The 14,581-nt window shown below is 67.6% G+C and carries 17 protein-coding genes; 10 read left to right on the top strand and 7 right to left on the bottom strand.

Features of this window, described 5'->3' with window-relative positions; all coding sequences use genetic code 11:
* Positions 1 to 243, bottom strand: a complete 243-nt coding sequence (locus O1G22_RS01545) for a hypothetical protein (RefSeq protein WP_270079600.1) — start codon at positions 241 to 243, stop codon at positions 1 to 3.
* An 18-nt stretch (positions 244 to 261) separates the two neighbouring features.
* Between O1G22_RS01545 and O1G22_RS01540 the strand changes: the two genes are divergently transcribed.
* From O1G22_RS01540 to O1G22_RS01530, 3 genes are all read left to right on the top strand, one after another.
* Positions 262 to 618 (top strand): hypothetical protein, encoded by a 357-nt coding sequence (locus tag O1G22_RS01540; protein WP_270079599.1) that lies wholly within the window; start codon positions 262 to 264, stop codon positions 616 to 618.
* A protein-coding gene (locus O1G22_RS01535; protein WP_270079598.1) for an IS5 family transposase occupies positions 578 to 1,395 on the top strand; the annotation gives its coding sequence in 2 pieces (ribosomal slippage) (positions 578 to 929 and positions 929 to 1,395; 819 coding nt in all). The genes O1G22_RS01540 and O1G22_RS01535 overlap by 41 nt, the downstream gene beginning before the upstream one ends.
* Before the next feature lie 117 nt (positions 1,396 to 1,512).
* Positions 1,513 to 1,635 carry a hypothetical protein gene (locus O1G22_RS01530; RefSeq protein WP_270079597.1) on the top strand — a complete coding sequence of 41 codons (123 nt, stop codon included), beginning with the start codon at positions 1,513 to 1,515 and terminating at the stop codon, positions 1,633 to 1,635.
* A 214-nt stretch (positions 1,636 to 1,849) separates the two neighbouring features.
* Here the strand turns inward: O1G22_RS01530 and O1G22_RS01525 are convergent, their stop codons facing one another.
* Entirely contained in the window at positions 1,850 to 2,791 is a 942-nt protein-coding gene (locus tag O1G22_RS01525) for a phosphotransferase family protein (RefSeq protein ID WP_270079596.1), read from the bottom strand.
* A gap of 469 nt (positions 2,792 to 3,260) precedes the next feature.
* Between O1G22_RS01525 and O1G22_RS01520 the strand changes: the two genes are divergently transcribed.
* Positions 3,261 to 3,983 (top strand): pentapeptide repeat-containing protein, encoded by a 723-nt coding sequence (locus O1G22_RS01520; RefSeq protein ID WP_270079595.1) that lies wholly within the window; start codon positions 3,261 to 3,263, stop codon positions 3,981 to 3,983.
* 90 nt (positions 3,984 to 4,073) lie between these two features.
* Here O1G22_RS01520 and O1G22_RS01515 read toward each other — a convergent pair whose 3' ends face one another.
* Together O1G22_RS01515 and O1G22_RS01510 are read right to left on the bottom strand one after the other, a co-directional pair.
* On the bottom strand, positions 4,074 to 4,475 hold the full coding sequence (locus O1G22_RS01515; protein WP_270079594.1) for a transposase family protein: 402 nt from the start codon (positions 4,473 to 4,475) through the stop codon (positions 4,074 to 4,076).
* Positions 4,372 to 4,899: a helix-turn-helix domain-containing protein gene (locus O1G22_RS01510; RefSeq protein ID WP_270079593.1), complete on the bottom strand. Its 528-nt coding sequence runs from the start codon at positions 4,897 to 4,899 to the stop codon at positions 4,372 to 4,374. The genes O1G22_RS01515 and O1G22_RS01510 overlap by 104 nt, the downstream gene beginning before the upstream one ends.
* A gap of 237 nt (positions 4,900 to 5,136) precedes the next feature.
* On the opposite strand from O1G22_RS01510, the gene O1G22_RS01505 reads away from it, so the two are divergent.
* From O1G22_RS01505 to O1G22_RS01495, 3 genes are all read left to right on the top strand, one after another.
* Entirely contained in the window at positions 5,137 to 5,499 is a 363-nt protein-coding gene (locus O1G22_RS01505; protein ID WP_270079592.1) for a hypothetical protein, read from the top strand.
* Between the two features lie 160 nt (positions 5,500 to 5,659).
* Positions 5,660 to 7,666, top strand: coding sequence for an AfsR/SARP family transcriptional regulator (locus O1G22_RS01500; RefSeq protein ID WP_270079591.1), 2,007 nt, complete (start codon positions 5,660 to 5,662; stop codon positions 7,664 to 7,666).
* An 815-nt stretch (positions 7,667 to 8,481) separates the two neighbouring features.
* Positions 8,482 to 8,622, top strand: coding sequence for a hypothetical protein (locus O1G22_RS01495; protein WP_270079590.1), 141 nt, complete (start codon positions 8,482 to 8,484; stop codon positions 8,620 to 8,622).
* 19 nt (positions 8,623 to 8,641) lie between these two features.
* On the opposite strand, the gene O1G22_RS01490 is transcribed toward O1G22_RS01495, so the two are convergent.
* Positions 8,642 to 9,325 (bottom strand): hypothetical protein, encoded by a 684-nt coding sequence (locus O1G22_RS01490; RefSeq protein ID WP_270079589.1) that lies wholly within the window; start codon positions 9,323 to 9,325, stop codon positions 8,642 to 8,644.
* The gene (locus tag O1G22_RS44455) at positions 9,310 to 9,432 is read right to left on the bottom strand and encodes a helix-turn-helix domain-containing protein (protein ID WP_333492473.1); all 123 of its coding nucleotides are present in this window, start codon (positions 9,430 to 9,432) and stop codon (positions 9,310 to 9,312) included. The genes O1G22_RS01490 and O1G22_RS44455 overlap by 16 nt, the downstream gene beginning before the upstream one ends.
* Positions 9,433 to 9,624: 192 nt before the next feature.
* On the opposite strand from O1G22_RS44455, the gene O1G22_RS01485 reads away from it, so the two are divergent.
* Both O1G22_RS01485 and O1G22_RS01480 read left to right on the top strand, forming a co-directional pair.
* Positions 9,625 to 10,134, top strand: a complete 510-nt coding sequence (locus tag O1G22_RS01485) for a hypothetical protein (protein ID WP_270079588.1) — start codon at positions 9,625 to 9,627, stop codon at positions 10,132 to 10,134.
* Between the two features lie 571 nt (positions 10,135 to 10,705).
* On the top strand, positions 10,706 to 10,915 hold the full coding sequence (locus O1G22_RS01480; RefSeq protein WP_270079587.1) for a hypothetical protein: 210 nt from the start codon (positions 10,706 to 10,708) through the stop codon (positions 10,913 to 10,915).
* Positions 10,916 to 11,149: 234 nt separating this feature from the next.
* Here O1G22_RS01480 and O1G22_RS01475 read toward each other — a convergent pair whose 3' ends face one another.
* The gene (locus O1G22_RS01475; protein WP_270079380.1) at positions 11,150 to 12,388 is read right to left on the bottom strand and encodes an IS256 family transposase; all 1,239 of its coding nucleotides are present in this window, start codon (positions 12,386 to 12,388) and stop codon (positions 11,150 to 11,152) included.
* Positions 12,389 to 13,040: 652 nt separating this feature from the next.
* Between O1G22_RS01475 and O1G22_RS01470 the strand changes: the two genes are divergently transcribed.
* Positions 13,041 to 14,519, top strand: a complete 1,479-nt coding sequence (locus O1G22_RS01470; protein WP_270079586.1) for a sugar transferase — start codon at positions 13,041 to 13,043, stop codon at positions 14,517 to 14,519.
* Positions 14,520 to 14,581: the final 62 nt, after the last annotated feature.

Genomic DNA, 14,581 nt, shown 5'->3' with positions numbered 1-14,581 from the left:
TCAGAAGTCGTAGCAGACGTAGGCGCCCTCGGACCTGCGGGCGATCCGGTCCGAGCCCCAGCAGGGGAGCATCGGCACAACGCGGTACAGGGTGGTGCCACCGGCCAGCAGGACAAGAGCGGCGCGCACTGCGGTCACGATCCGCATGGCGGTCATGCGCCGTACGAGCCACCAAGCCCCGGCGACCGCAAGCGTCCTCAGCCCCAGCATGACGGCCGATATGGGGGCGGTGTTTTTCTGCATGCCGGGAGAGCGGCCTGGATGCGCGGCGTGTTGGACGGCGGCGAAGGCGAAGAAGAACAGCAGCAGTCCCAGCAGCAACAGTCCAACGGAGGCGACCCCGCGGCCGACGGCCCGGCCCAGAGCTGGGGCCTGACCTTCGAGGGATTCGAGGTACGGCTGCGTGAGCGGAATCCGGACACATTCGTCCGTATCGATGACGAAGGAGACGGACCGGTCCGCGGGGCATCGATGATCTTCGGGATCACTTTCGACGACGAGACCTTGGAAGGCTTAGAGGTCCTAACAGAAGTGGTTGATCATGTGACTGTTGGTCTATCCGCTCGTTGGTCTGCTCGTGGGGAATCGTCAGTCGCGGCCGTGGATCGTGTCGGATGAACTGTGGGCCCTGGTCGAGCCGTTGCTGCCCAAGTCGGGGCCGAAGCTGGTCGAGGGACGGCCGAGGGTGCCGGACCGGCGGGCATTGTGCGGGATCCTGTTCGTGCTGCACACCGGCATTCAGTGGGAGTACCTGCCACAGGAGCTGGGCTTCGGTTCGGGCATGACCTGCTGGCGGCGGCTGGCCGCGTGGAACGAGGCCGGGGTGTGGGACCAGCTGCATGTGCTGCTGTTGAAGAAGCTGCGGTCGGCGAAGAAGCTGGACTGGTCGCGGGCGGTGATCGACTCCTCCCATGTGCGGGCGGCCCGCAGGGGCCCAAAAGCGGTCCCAGCCCGGTCGACCGCGCACGGCCGGGCAGCAAGCACCACGTCGTCACCGACGGCCAGGGCATCCCGCTCGCGGTGTCGCTGACCGGCGGCAACCGCAACGACGTCACCCAGCTTCTGCCCCTGCTCGACAAGATCCCCCCTGTCGCCGGGGTTGTCGGCCGGCCCCGCCGCCGACCCGACGCACTGCTCGCCGACCGCGGCTACGACCACGACAAGTACCGGCGCCTGCTGTGGCAGCGCGGCATCCGTCCCGTGATCGCGAGGCGAGGCCAGCCACACGGCTCCGGCCTGGGCATCTTCCGGTATGTCGTCGAGCGGACGATCGCCTGGCTGCACGGCTTCCGACGCCTGCGCATCCGGTGGGAGCGCCGGGACGACATCCATGAAGCCTTCCTCGGGCTCGCTACATGTCTCATCACCTACCGACACGTCCAACGCATTTGTTAGGACCTCTTAGCCAGCCTGGAACCCGAGGGCGTGTCCGTCCGGGAGTGCAACGCCCACATGGCGGCCCGGGTCGCCCTGTGGCTCCGGAACAACGTGGCACCGGCTGACGTTCCCGTCATGTCCAACACGGACTGGGGAATCGAGGAAGGTCTGGAACCCATCCTCGTCCCCGACGCCACTCGTCCCCGGATCGTGGCAGCGCTCGTGCAGCACGTCGAGGAGATCGGCGGCCTCGACTGACCGTGCCTCCCAACCGGTGGCCGCAGACGCGCTCACCAGCGGGTCCTGACTGGTGCCCGGCGTTGAACATGCCGACAAAGGCGGTGTTCACGATGCCGATGAACTCTGACGGCGACGCCCCACCAGTGGGTGCTCCGGCGGGGCTGTCCTCGGCAAGGTGTCGTTTTCTTCGGCGAGGTGTCGGTGGGTCAGAACCTGTATCCAATACCCAAGATCATGCCGTCATCCGCCGGATGTCGCTGGCGATGCCCTCCAGCGGCGCCCTGTTGCCGATGGAGGCGAACCAGTCCCACAGCTCCAGAGCGTGGTAGAGGCGGTAGAGGCCGACCCGCTCGCTCCAGTCGGCAGGCAGCGTGCCGTAGCCGTCGCAAAGCGCTTCGCGCTTGTCCTGGTCGCCGTGGACGGAGTAGTAGTCGGTCTTGGCCAGGTCCATCAGTGGATCCGCGGCGATCGCGTTCTCCACGTCGATGAAGCCGCTGACCTGCCATCCGCTGCCGTCCCCAGCGACCAGGACGTTGCCCTCGTGGAAGTCGTTGTGACACAGCACGGCATGCCGACACGCGCCGAGCAGCTCGGCCTGCCCGGCGACCTTCGCTTCGATGGCCGTCGCGAGCGCCGCATCGCCCCCGTGTTCGTCGTACTCCCTGAGTTTCTTGTGGAACTGCCGTGTCATGTAGGCGGTGTTCGTCGGTTCGGGATCCAGAACCTGCGTGGTGAGGTATCCGTAGGCGCCCTGCGGGATCTGGTGGACTGCAGCCATGCAGCTTCCGATCTGGCGGTAGATCTCCCGCAGCGATGCCCTGTCGAGGGCGTGGCTGACGGCGGACAACGGCTGGCCCCTGAGCATCGTCATCACCGTGTAGCAGCGGCCGAGCGCGTTGTCGGCGTCCCCATGGTGCAACACTGCAGGCACCGGCCCGACACGGTGCTGCTGAAGCAGCTGGTAGACGTAGATCTCCTTCTCCTGTTTCCACCGCCATCGATCGTCATAGATCTTGATGACGACCGGCTCGGCCGCCCCGACGAACCGGATCTCGAAGATCGTGCTCAGCTCCCCGCCCGTGCGTAGAACGGTCTCCCCGACGGACTCGGTGGGAAGGACGGGGTGCAGGAGTTCCTCGGCCATCGCCGGCGGCAGCGCTGTGGTAGCGGACACGCTGAAACCGTATGTGAGCCTGGGCGGACGTCGCGAGCGAAATATGGACGGTGTGGAGAGCGTCGGCGGGGGACTCCAGGGCATGCCTCTTCAACAGCAGGTTTTCAGTCGCCGATCACTTCACTCACGGCGGCCCGGGCGGCTGTCTCATCGGCAAGGTGTCGCCGCCAATGAACACCCGGACCCTGTAGACATGCGTCCGAATCCGTCGGCACACAGCATGCTTCCTGGACCAGTACGAGATCCACCGGTCAAAGTCCTGGCGAACCCTCGGCAGTTGACCTAATCGGAGTATTGGAGATCCGGGCAGGGATCTCTGCACGCGTTGGGGCGCTGAGTTGATTCAACTATGTAGTTGCCGTGGCAACTTCCACGTCGCGTTGCGATCAAGGGCCGCCAGGTGTACAGAGAAGAGAGGGGGTATTACAGTCTGCAATTTCAGACGTTTGCAGGCAAGTGGAGGATCGATGTGACTTCCACCGGCCCATGGCAGTGGCTTCTGATCTGCACACTTCTGGTACTCGGTTGCCTCTTCGCAATCGACGCCTGGAGGCTTGCCGTCCATCAGACCGAAAAGGGTTCCAGAATCGGCGTCCTCTCGGCTCTCGGCGGAGGCCTCATCACTGGTCTCTCGGTGGGACTCGCGACCCTGAACCTGCAGATGTCTTTCGAGGCGACCACGAAGTACGCGACGTGGAAGGCGGACGTCGAGGCCGCCACCAGCATCCCGGGCTTCTCACCGGGGCATCGTGACATCCGAGGCATCAACTTCAGCGGAAAGAGCCTCCATGATGCCGACTTCACTCATGAAGATCTGCATGGTATGCAGTTCCGGGATGCCGACCTGACGGGTGCAGTGTTCGACGGAGCCGACCTGCAGGGGGTGAACTTCGTAGGCGCAGATCTTGAGTCGACCAGCTTCATGGATTCCAATTTGAAGAACGCACTCTTGCAGAGCGCGGATCTGACCCACGCAGCGGTCAACGGTTCCGCACCGCAGAATTATGCGGGAGTGCAAGTTAATGGACGTACTTGTTGGCCTAAAAATGTCGACCGAGAAATACTCAAGACGGTTACGGTGAAACCTTTTTGGGAGCGGGACGATACGATTCTCACGCCACAGCAGGAACAGAAGGAGGACGGAGTAAGAGGTGGTGAGATAGCTCCTCGATGCCATTTGGCGGAGCGGTGACTGAGTCGCCGCCTGACGAGCTCGTGCGCGGTAGGCGGTGAGACGTCGAGGACTTCGGTAGGGGCGGTGTTCACCTCTGCTGAGTCGAGATCAGGTCTGTGGCCTGCTGATGAGACAGGAGGCCGGCGATGGCCTGGACGTGTCACTCGTGTGCTCACGGTGATCCAGATGGCGGGCGAGGGCCCGCCAGTTCTTGAGATGGGCGATGCCGTGCTCGACCCGGATGCGTCGCGAGGAGTGCGCTTTGCGCTGTCGCTCGTGCATCTCTTCGTACCAGTCAGGGGCGTTCTTCTCGAACTTGCGGTGCGGTGGTGTCACCACGAGCCCGCCGGTCTGTGCCCCCAGGCCCTGGTGGCCGGCATCGGCGAGGATCTCCACTGTGGGCCCGTCAGAGAGGAGCCTGACCAGCCCTAACCGGCGGGCGTGCGTGATGTCCGCGCAGCTGCCGGGCTTGGCCCTCCCGGTCCGTGACCACCATGTTCTTGACGGCATTCTGTGTGTTCTTGCCGCAGATGAACTTGTCCTGGTCCTTGTGTCCGGTGGCCGGCCGCCGGACCCGGATCTTGGTGCCGACGATGATGCCGGTCTTCCCGGTGGTGCCGAGACGGTCCACGACCTTGGCCAGAGTCTGAAGACGAACACCTGGGCTGACAGAGCATCCCCGCTCTGCAAGCAGGGGCCGCACCTCGCTGATGGCCCGGGTGATGGTGGAGCGGTCCACGCCGAACCAGCGGGCCAGCACGTCATGAGTGGACCCGCGGCGGAGATGCACAAGCGTGGCGAGCAGCCGGTCGATGAACACCAGCTGGTGCTTCGCGCCGGCGCCCACGGCTCGCTTGCGTGGCCGGGAAGCAAGCCTGGCCTGGTGCCGCTCATGCCACAACGGGCCTATCTCCGGGACGAGTTCAGCGATCACACACCGGCCGACTGACCTGTGATCCTTCGGTCGCTGATGATCGCTGCACGAGTCGCGTTCCCCACCACACACCTACGATCAACGATCGAGGACGCGACGTCTCACCGCCTACCATGCACGAGCTCGTTAGGGCGCCGTTGGTCGCACGATAGGCCTCGGCACGGAAGGCGATAGGCCGAGCCCCAAGAATCTTGGGAGCCCGGCGGCCACTCGGGCCGCAGGCCGGAAGGAGCAGAAATGCCTCGCAAGGGTTTCGTCCGGGTCGGCGCGCTGGCAGTGGCCGCCTCCGCAATGGTGCTCGCCGCACCGGGCCTAGCCAACGCCAGCGTGGCCCCGGTCACGGTGACGGCTGACGCAGCTTGCCAGGCCTTGGAGTTCACCAGGATCGAATCGGGTCACGACCACATGTACGTGGACCCGACGGTCGACCAGAGCTCGTGCCTCTATGTGATCTGGGACAACAACGCCGGCCGCGCGGCCTACTCGTCGATGTCGCCCGCCGGCAACCAGGGCGACATCTACGACGGCCCCGGCCAGAACCTCCAGGTCGAGGTACTCGACGAGGCCAACGGCCTCACCGGCTGGGGCCCCGCCAACTGACCTCTGCCGGCGGCCTGCGGCCCACCGCAGCCCGAGGCCGGGCCCGGTGTGCCGCCGCCGGTCCGGTGATGGCGTCGGCATCGTTCGTGACCTGTCGTCACCGCCGTGAACCGGATAGGCTCGCCCAAGGTGTGTCCATGACACTGACGGGGGGCCGTCGTTGATCTTCGGCATCTTGGGACCGCTGCTGGTCGAGGACAGTCAAGGGCCACGGACACTCGCCGCCCCCAAGCAGCGAACCCTCCTCGCGTCGCTACTCCTACGGCCGAACCAGGCCGTCCCTGTCGCGGATCTTCTGGACCGTCTTTGGGGCGATCAGCATCCGGCCAGCGCGACAGCGACGCTGCACAACCACATCGCCCGGCTGAGGCGTTCGCTCGGCGAGGAGGCCGGTGCCCGGGTCCGGACCCGGGCACCGGGTTACCTCGTGGAGATCCTGAACGACCAGGAGCTGGACCTGGCTTCTTTCCGCGCACTGCACACCGCCGCGGCGACTACGGCCCAGGACGGCGACTACGACAGGGCAGCCGCCCTGCTGCGCCAAGCCCTTGGACTGTGGCGCGGGAACGCCCTGAGCGACGTGCCCGCCACCGCGGCGCACAGCCAGGAGAGGGCGCAGCTCGACGAGCTGCGACTTGTCGTCTGGCAGCAGCGCATCGAGTACGACCTGGAGAGCGGGGTCGGCGAAGCCCTGATCCCCGAGCTGCGGGAGTTACTGGCCGCACGCCCCTTCCAGGAGAGCTTGTACGGCCAGCTCATGCGCGCGCTCTACCGGTCGGGGCGGCAGGCCGACGCCTTGGGCGTGTTCCGGGAGGCGCGCACCGCGTTGCTGGACGAGCTGGGCGTCGAACCGGGCCCCGCGCTCCAGCAGCTCCACGAGAGCCTGCTGCGGCAGGACCCCGGCCTGGCACAGAACCAGCCGGCCCGACTCCGGCCCCCGCAGCCCCACTCCCGTGCTGAGCCACCGCGCGCGCCCTTCCAACTTCCGCCTGGTGTCACGGACTTCACCGGGCGCCAAGAGGAGTCCGCGGCCCTGATCGCCGAGCTCACCGCCGATGGCGGCCACGGCCCCCGGATCGCTGCGGTGTCAGGGCAGGCCGGCAGCGGCAAGACCGAGCTTGCGCTGCAGGCAGCATGGCGACTGCGCGACACCTTCGCCGACGGCGTGCTCTTCGCCGACCTGCAGGGTCAGCAGAGCCGATCAGCGGACCCCGCCGACGTGCTGGCCGCCTTCGCCCGCGCCCTGGGCGCGGAGAGGAGCGCGATCCCAGCCGAACGGGAGGCATGCGCGGCCCTCTATCACAGCCTCGCTGCGGGGCGCCGGCTACTGGTGGTACTGGACAACGCCGCCGGCAGCTCGCAGGTGCGCCCGCTGCTTCCCGGCCCGGGCAGCGCCGTCCTGGTCACCAGCAGGCGCCGGCTCACGGGCCTCGCTGGGGCCCGCCCGTTCGACCTGGGCCTCCTCTCACAGTCCGAAGCCGCCGACCTGTTCAGGAAGGTCGCCGGACGTGGGTACGACGAGCCGGACGCCGTCGCCGCGATCACGGCCCGGTGTGGCTACCTGCCGCTGGCGCTACGCATCGCCGGGGCCAGGCTGGCCGCCCGACCAGCCTGGAGCGTGCAGGAGATCGCCGAACGGCTCGCCGACCGCCGCCACCGGATGGACGAGCTGCGGGCCGAGGACATGGACGTACGGGCCAGCCTCATGCTCAGCTATGCGGCGCTGCCCGGGCCGAATGCCCGCGCCTTCCGACTGCTGGCGCTCGCGAACGCGGCGACGCTGCCGCTGTCCGTCGCCTCCGCGATGCTCGATCTGCCGCAGCGTCGCGCTGAGCAGATCCTCGAAGAGCTGGTCGACGCGCATCTGCTGACTTGCCCTCGGCAGGGTTCCTACGGCTTCCACGACCTTCCGAGGCTGTTCGGCACGGAGCGGGCCGCCGCCACCGAGACGGCGCAGGAGCGGCTGGCGGCCCTGCGCCGCGGGGCCCGCGCCGCCCGCCGATCCGCCGGCGGGCCGGCGGATCCCGCGCTCGCCGCGCTGCGCCGCGTCATCGACGACCTCGCCGCCAGCACGTACGCGATCGGCGAGCCCCTCGATCATGGCCTCGCCGCCCGCCGCTACGCGATGTCCGACGAACGCCGCGCCCTGCACGGCACCGTCCTCTGACCGCTGTGATTCCGGGGTTGGTAGTTGGTGTGTTGGCTGGGGTGTTGGGTGTTTTCTGATAACGGTGCGGGGCGTTCTGCGGGTTGGTGATGACGCGGCGGGGGTGTCCGGCCGGGTTGTTCGGGGTTCATTGAGAACGCTGCGGTGTGTCGGTGTTTCTGTCGGGGGTCTAAAGGATCCGGGCGTGTTCGGGCTGGTCGGGGGTTTGGTCTGGCGTGTTGTCGGCCGTCCTCGGGGTGGGATGGCGGCGGGAGCACGGGTTGATGCTCGCGCGTCGGCCTGGTCGTGGGGGTGGTCAGAAGGGCGGGGCGTCCGTGAAGCCTCCGGTCCATGGGTCGGTGCTGGGGCTGGTGGTGTCGTCTGCGGTTTGCAGGGCGGTGGGGTGGTCCTGGTGCTGGGTGAGGTCGGGGTGTTCGGCCAGGGGGAGAGCGGTGATGAGGGCGGCATCGCGTACCGCCGCGTCGGTGTGGTCGAGGAAGGGGGGGCAACGGCCTTGTAGGCCTGAGCAACGCGTCGTGACCTTCGGTACGGCCCTGCACGCACTGGACCCCGCCACCCGCAGCACCACGGTACCGGCTTCATAAAGTGGCGGGACGAACTCCCCGACCCACGCCCCAGACCCGTACGCCATCCTCAGGGGGTAGCTGGAAGACCCGTGTCATCCCAGATTGGATCTGCGCTCCACTCGTCTCTGAGTCGGGCGTACTGCTTTCGTACGACCGCCCTCGCCGCCCGCAGGCACTCAGGCCTCCGCGAAGTGCCGGACGGACATCGGCGGGCGTGAGCTCGGGACGAGGTCGGTACCACCTTGCGGGGTGCCGCCGACGTCCGGCACTGTCACGGGTGACGTCGACCCCGACTTCCACGACCAACTCCGGCCGGACAAGGGTGACGTGGAGGGTCTCGCGGGTGCCCCACCCCACCCGGCGGAGAAGGTCCAGCCCGTCCAGGGGTGATCGGCTTCGGATGGGATGATCAGTGGGGCCAGGGCCCGGCCGGCGGCGTGGGGGAGCGACGTGCTGCGCCCGATGGAGCGCAGGCGCCCGCCGGTGTCGTACCGACCCAGCAGCAGCGTAGGGGCTCCGCCGGAGAGTCGGTGACCGCACCAACGATGGCATCCTCGGTGGGACCTTGTGCTTGCACCAACCGCGCACGCAGTTCGGCGACCTCCGGGCCCGACATGTCGACTTCCAGCGTGTCGCTGCTGGTGTCGCTGTTCCCGGCGTGCCACGCCCCGTCCTTGCGGACATCCTTGCAGGCGTAGGCGATCGGACGGGCCACTGCCGCCGTGCGAGGCGAAGCGGTCGGGCTCTGGCCGTGGACCGCCGTCAGAACCGCCACGGCGATCGCCGCTCCCGCCAGGGCCGATGCCGCAGCGGTCAGGTACAGCATCGGACGTGTCACGGGCCGCTGAACAGGGCCTGCCGTAACGGTCATGTGCAGCGGTTCGTGGCCCGACGCACCGTGGTCCCCGACGGAATCCCGGTCCGGTACCCCGCGCTCCTCATCGGTGTCCGAAAGCGGCCGGTCTCGTTGCCAGGAATCGGCTGCCGTCTCATGGAGCGCCATCAGCAGTGCCGGATCGGTGCCGGTGACCGCCGCCAGCGCCTCGACCGCCGCCTTCGGCGGCATCAGGCGGCCGCTCAGTATCGTTCCCACGAGGACGCGCTGTAACCCGTCCGTGCGGCGAGCCTGGGCAGACTCAGACCACTGTCGTCCTTGAGCCGACGCAATGGCCCGACGAACTCCACCACGACCGGGTCCATGCCACCGGGCAGTTCCTTCCATCGCGCCATACCCCGCCCCATTCCCTCCCAAGAGGCCCCCGTGCTTCAGCCGGAGATCGTAGCCGGGCCAGGTGGCCGGAACTTGCCTTGCGCTTCTGGGAGAAGCTCCCGAGCACGTATCGCAGTGAAACCCACTCGACCTGCTCAACCCACTGACGAGATCATGGGCAGATGCCGTCGACCGAACCAGCCGCCCGCGAGCTTCAGGACCGTGCCGTTCTCTGGAGCATGGGCGAGATCCGCGCAGCCGAGGTCGTCGCTGCTGCCTGTGATGCACTCGTTGCCGGCCTCGACAGTCCTGCCCTGCGGATCTTGGCGGCGTGCACACGCGCGGAGGCGGATTACGACGTCCCCGACCTCCTCCCTCCGGCACTCGACGAACTGGGCCTCACCTTCTACTCAGCGGACAGTGTTGCCGGACAAGAAGCCGCCACACGAGCACTTGCCGCTCGGATGGTGGCTGGCGAGCTGACGCCACGCGAGCTGGCCTTCCGGATCCACCAGCGCTTCGGGCACGAGCTGCCACTGGCCGAGCGACTCGTCGACCTGGACGACGAGTACGACGTCCTCGAATACGGCGATAGAACACCGGCACAGGTCGACGCCGATGTCACGGCCGAAGCTCTTCGGCTTGCACAGCATCCTCGTGTTCCTGCCGAACCCACGGATGCACCGACCTGAAGCGGACCGGTGGGCCCGTGGGTTCCGGCTGAAGAGCCTTCGGCTTCTTTGAACCCACGGGGATCAGGGCCCTGTTCTGGTATCAGCTACGGCGAACGGACATGTAGCGCCGGGTAATGCTCGGGGCTGGACCCAGCGAGAGGACCAGTGATGCAGCTGTGAGGACGCTTCATGCCGTCCGGCTCCTACCGTTGGAGCGGGGGCGTCACGCGTAGTTGCGCAGTTCGGGCCCCATCTCGCCCAGGGGCGGCGGGGGCCTGTACAGACGTAGAGACGTAGACGTGGCCACCCCATTCGACGTTGTGCACGCCGTAGGGGTTGGAGAGGGTGGCGGCCACGCGGACGTCCCCCGAATTCGAGCTGATGCCGTACGTCCAGACCGCGCTGGAGGGGCGGCAGTACCGGCAGCACGATCACGGCGAGCAGCGCAGCCGAGACGGCGGTTCCGACCAACAAGCCGCGCAGCTGGTCCGGGCGGGAGCGCAGCCACCCGTCGAGTCCCACGCCCCGGCCGCCAGCAGGAACACGTACAGGCCACCCAGCAGAGCTGGCGGCAGCACGGGCGGACGAGATGGACGCCGACACCGTCAACCGGGAGCTGTCCATCGCAGGCGACGACAACCGCCGACGCAGCAACGGCGATCGCTACCACGCAGCCCTCCGCGACCCGTTCAACCGCATGCTTGGCCAACTCCATCACTGCCTGGCACGTCACGAGAAGTTCGACGAAACCATCGCCTTCCACCAGCCGACGTGTTCCCCACTCGCGGCAGCCGCTTGACCGGGTAGCAGCATGGGGTGTCTTGTCGGCCAGGACCGCATCTGGCGTCGTGGCGGTGGCCGCCGATCCGTCTGGACGCCCCCAAACGGCCGCGGCCCGTCTGGGCGGGCTCCGGCGGTGTGCTGGTGAGCGCGCACGATCGTGGAGTCGACGGCGACGATCCGGTCGGCAGTGCCGGGGTCACGTCCGCGGGAGTGGTGTATCGACGGCCACTCGGTGATCTCTTCTTTGAGGCTATGCGGTGAGTTCCGTCGGGATGACTGTGTCGTCGGTTTCTGACTCGATCGGGTGGAGGCGGGCCTTGGCCAGCAGGTCGAGTCCCATGTAGCGGCGGGCTTCGGTCCACTCGTCGTTCTGCTCGGCCAGCACCGCGCCGACCAGGCGGATCAGGGCGGTGCGGTCGGGGAAGATGCCGACCACGTCGGTGCGGCGGCGGATCTCCTTGTTGAGCCGTTCCTGCGGATTGTTCGACCAGATCTGCCGCCAGATCTCGCGCGGGAACGCGGTGAACGCCAGCACATCGCCCTGAGCGGCGTCCAAGTGGGCTGCCGCCTTGGGGAACTTGGCCTCCAATGCGTCCAGGACGTGCCGCATCTGGGACTGGACTGCATCGATGTCGGGTTGTTCGAAGACGGTCCGCAGCAGCGTGGCCACCCACGGCTGGGCCGACTTGGGCACCTGGCTCAGCAACGCGCGGGCGTAGTGAGTACGACATCGCTGCCAGCTCGCGCCGGGCAGGGTGGCCCCGATCGCGTTGACCAGGCCCATGTGCGCGTCTGAGATGACCAGTTGGACGCCCGATAGGCCGCGGGCGATCAGGGAGCGCAGGAAGGCCAGCCAGCCGGCGCCGTCCTCGGCAGTGGCCACGTCCAGGCCGAGAATCTCACGGTGCCCATCGGCGTTGACGCCGACCGCGATCAGCGCGTGGACGTTGATGATGCGGCCGCCCTCGCGAACCTTCTGCGTGAGCGCGTCCACCCAGACGAACGCGTAGGGGCCGGCGTCCAGGGGCCGGTTGCGGAACGCGGCGACCTGTTCGTCGAGATGCTTGGCCATGGCGCTGACCTGGGACTTCGACAGCTGGGTGACGCCCAGGCTCTCGGCGAGCTTCTCCACTCGGCGGGTGGAGACGCCGAGCAGATAGGCGGTGGCGACCACGCTGATGAGGGCCTGCTCAGCCCGGCGGCGACGCTCCAGCAGCCAGTGCGGGAAGTAACTGCCCTGACGCAGCTTGGGAACGGCGAGTTCGACGGTGCCCGCGCGGGTGTCCCACTCGCGAAGGCGATACCCGTTGCGATGGTTGACTCGCTCGTCGCTGACCTGCCCGTATTCAGCATTGCAGAGGGCATCGGCCTCGGCGGACATGAGCGCGTCCGCGAACGTCTTGACCATCGCGCGCAGCAGATCGGGACTCGCCGCTGCGAGGTTGTCCTCCGCGAGGGCGTGCAGGGGCAGACTGTCGGGTGCGGTCATCGTGCTGATCTCCTTCGTGACTCGACATCTCGAAGATCAGCCGGTGGCCGTTCATCTATGCGGGCGTCACCCCGACGCGGGAGCAAACCCCCGGATCAGGTCGAACCCGTACACCACTTCCCAGGACGCAACCAGTGCCGGGAAGCCTCGGGATTGCCGGTGCCGGCAGCCTGGGGAACTCCCTCATCACAGGTCACAAGCGCCTCCTCCGTCACCGGGGCACCCGCAGGCGGTCACCCATCCATGAACCCGGCTTCAAATCTTGAGCACGAATTCCACACATCCCTCTCTCCAGACGGGCCCTGATGGTCTAGATTGACCGTGCTTCGCATGCTGGGACACGAGGCGACAAATGATGATCTATGGGTCCTGCGATACAGACGGCCAGCTGCCGCGTCTCTGGCGCCGGACGTGGGGGTGATCAATTCGTGGAGCCCGAGTGGGGTTTTGGGTGCGGGGAGTACCCGAGGTTTCGACGGGTTCACATGCAGTTCGAGGGTCTGGCAGGCCATGCGAGTCAGCTGCGGCCAGGGCGGGTTGTTCAAGTGGCGCTGAAGTAGCCGGGATGTCATGCGCCGGGGGACTGGGGGGTCTCCTGCGGGAGGAACGGTGTCAGGCGATCACGTCCAATCACTGAGGACCGGGGGGTTCTGTGCGACAGGGGGGACTAGTCGGCCCTTTTTCGTCGGCGCGCGGGCGTCTGGCGAACGGGGCAATCAGCCGGCCCGCGAACGACTGGGAGCAGCTGTACCGCCGTATCGTGATCACCAGCGATACCGTGGCCACCGCCTTGGTGGTGGCGGCGATCGGCAACTTCTTCGGGGCACGGGACGCGGCCAACTGGCACGAGAAATGGGGAATTCTCGCATTCGGCACCGAGCTGCTGGTGCTGGGAGCGCTTGCGGTGAGCCGGTCGTGGGCTCCGGCCGTGCTCGGCCAGGGCGCCGAGGAATTCCGTCGGCTCGGACGCGCACTGTTCGCGGCGACCGTCGTACTGGCACTCGGCGGGATCGCCCTCACCTCGCGCAACATCAAGCTCTGGATCTTCGTCGCGATCCCCGCGATCGCGCTCGTCACCATGACCGCGCGGTATCTGCTCCGCCTCTGGCTGCACAAACAGCGCAAGGAAGGCCGGTGCCTGAGACCGGTGCTCGCTGCCGGGAGCCCGGCCACCGTGCGCGACCTGATCACCCGGACCCGCAAGTTTCCGCACATCGGCTGGCGAGTGGAGGCGGTGTGCACGACGGACGGTCGCGGGCTCGATGGTGACCAACTGGACGGAGTGCCGGTCGTCGGTCAACTGGCGGACGTCGCCAAGCACGTCCGCCACGACGGTTACCGCGTCGTCGCGGTCACACCGGACCCGCACTGGACGCCGGACCGGCTGCAGCGGCTGGCCTGGAACCTCGAAGGCAGCGATGCCGAGATGGTCGTGGCCCCGGTGCTGATGGAGGTGGCCGGCCCGCGGCTGCACGTCGACGCGGTGCTCGGGATACCGCTGCTGCGGGTCAGCATGCCGGCCTTCACCGGGGGCCGCCGGGCGATCAAGGGGGTCGTCGACCGGGTGGGCGCGGCGGTCCTGCTGATGCTGTTCGCGCCGCTGATGGTGTTCGTCGCGCTGCTTGTGCTGGTGGACAGCCGGGGCGGGGCCTTCTACCGTCAGCGCAGAGTCGGCAAGGACGGCCGCGAGTTCACCATTCTCAAATTCCGTACCATGATCGCCGGGGCTCACGGGGCACGTGCCGAGCTCGCCGAGCGCAACGAGGGCGCAGGGCTGCTGTTCAAGGTCCGCCGGGATCCGCGGGTGACCCGGGTGGGAGCAGTGCTGCGCCGGTACTCGATCGACGAACTCCCGCAGCTTTTCAACGTACTTACCGGATCGATGTCGCTCGTCGGTCCGCGGCCTCCGCTACCGGAAGAGTGCGCCGCGTACGACCCGGACATCCGGCGGCGGCTGCTGGTCAAGCCCGGGCTCACCGGCCTGTGGCAGATCAGCGGACGCAGCGACCTGCCGTGGGAGGAGGCGGTCCGCCTCGACCTGCGGTACGTGGAGGACTGGTCGCTCGCCCTCGACACAGTGATCTTGTGGAAGACGATGCGTGCCGTGCTCCATGGGCAGGGGGCCTACTGATGGGTGAGGGGCGTCGTCCGGCCGACGCGCGGATCGCAGGTCACAAGGGCCTGCACAGGGGG

The organism is Streptomyces camelliae, assembly GCF_027625935.1.
Classification (GTDB): domain Bacteria; phylum Actinomycetota; class Actinomycetes; order Streptomycetales; family Streptomycetaceae; genus Streptomyces; species Streptomyces camelliae.
Note: the sequence above shows the minus strand (reverse complement) of the source record. Positions and strands in the feature narration are given on the sequence as shown.

Coding starts and splice junctions, on each gene's coding strand:
- O1G22_RS01545 (WP_270079600.1), bottom strand. CDS start 243: ATGCAGAAAAACACCGCCCCCATATCGGCCGTCATGCTGGGGCTGAGG.
- O1G22_RS01540 (WP_270079599.1), top strand. CDS start 262: ATGCGCGGCGTGTTGGACGGCGGCGAAGGCGAAGAAGAACAGCAGCAG.
- O1G22_RS01530 (WP_270079597.1), top strand. CDS start 1,513: ATGTCCAACACGGACTGGGGAATCGAGGAAGGTCTGGAACCCATCCTC.
- O1G22_RS01515 (WP_270079594.1), bottom strand. CDS start 4,475: ATGCCGTCAAGAACATGGTGGTCACGGACCGGGAGGGCCAAGCCCGGC.
- O1G22_RS01505 (WP_270079592.1), top strand. CDS start 5,137: ATGCCTCGCAAGGGTTTCGTCCGGGTCGGCGCGCTGGCAGTGGCCGCC.
- O1G22_RS44455 (WP_333492473.1), bottom strand. CDS start 9,432: ATGGACCCGGTCGTGGTGGAGTTCGTCGGGCCATTGCGTCGGCTCAAG.
- O1G22_RS01485 (WP_270079588.1), top strand. CDS start 9,625: ATGCCGTCGACCGAACCAGCCGCCCGCGAGCTTCAGGACCGTGCCGTT.
- O1G22_RS01480 (WP_270079587.1), top strand. CDS start 10,706: ATGGACGCCGACACCGTCAACCGGGAGCTGTCCATCGCAGGCGACGAC.
- O1G22_RS01475 (WP_270079380.1), bottom strand. CDS start 12,388: ATGACCGCACCCGACAGTCTGCCCCTGCACGCCCTCGCGGAGGACAAC.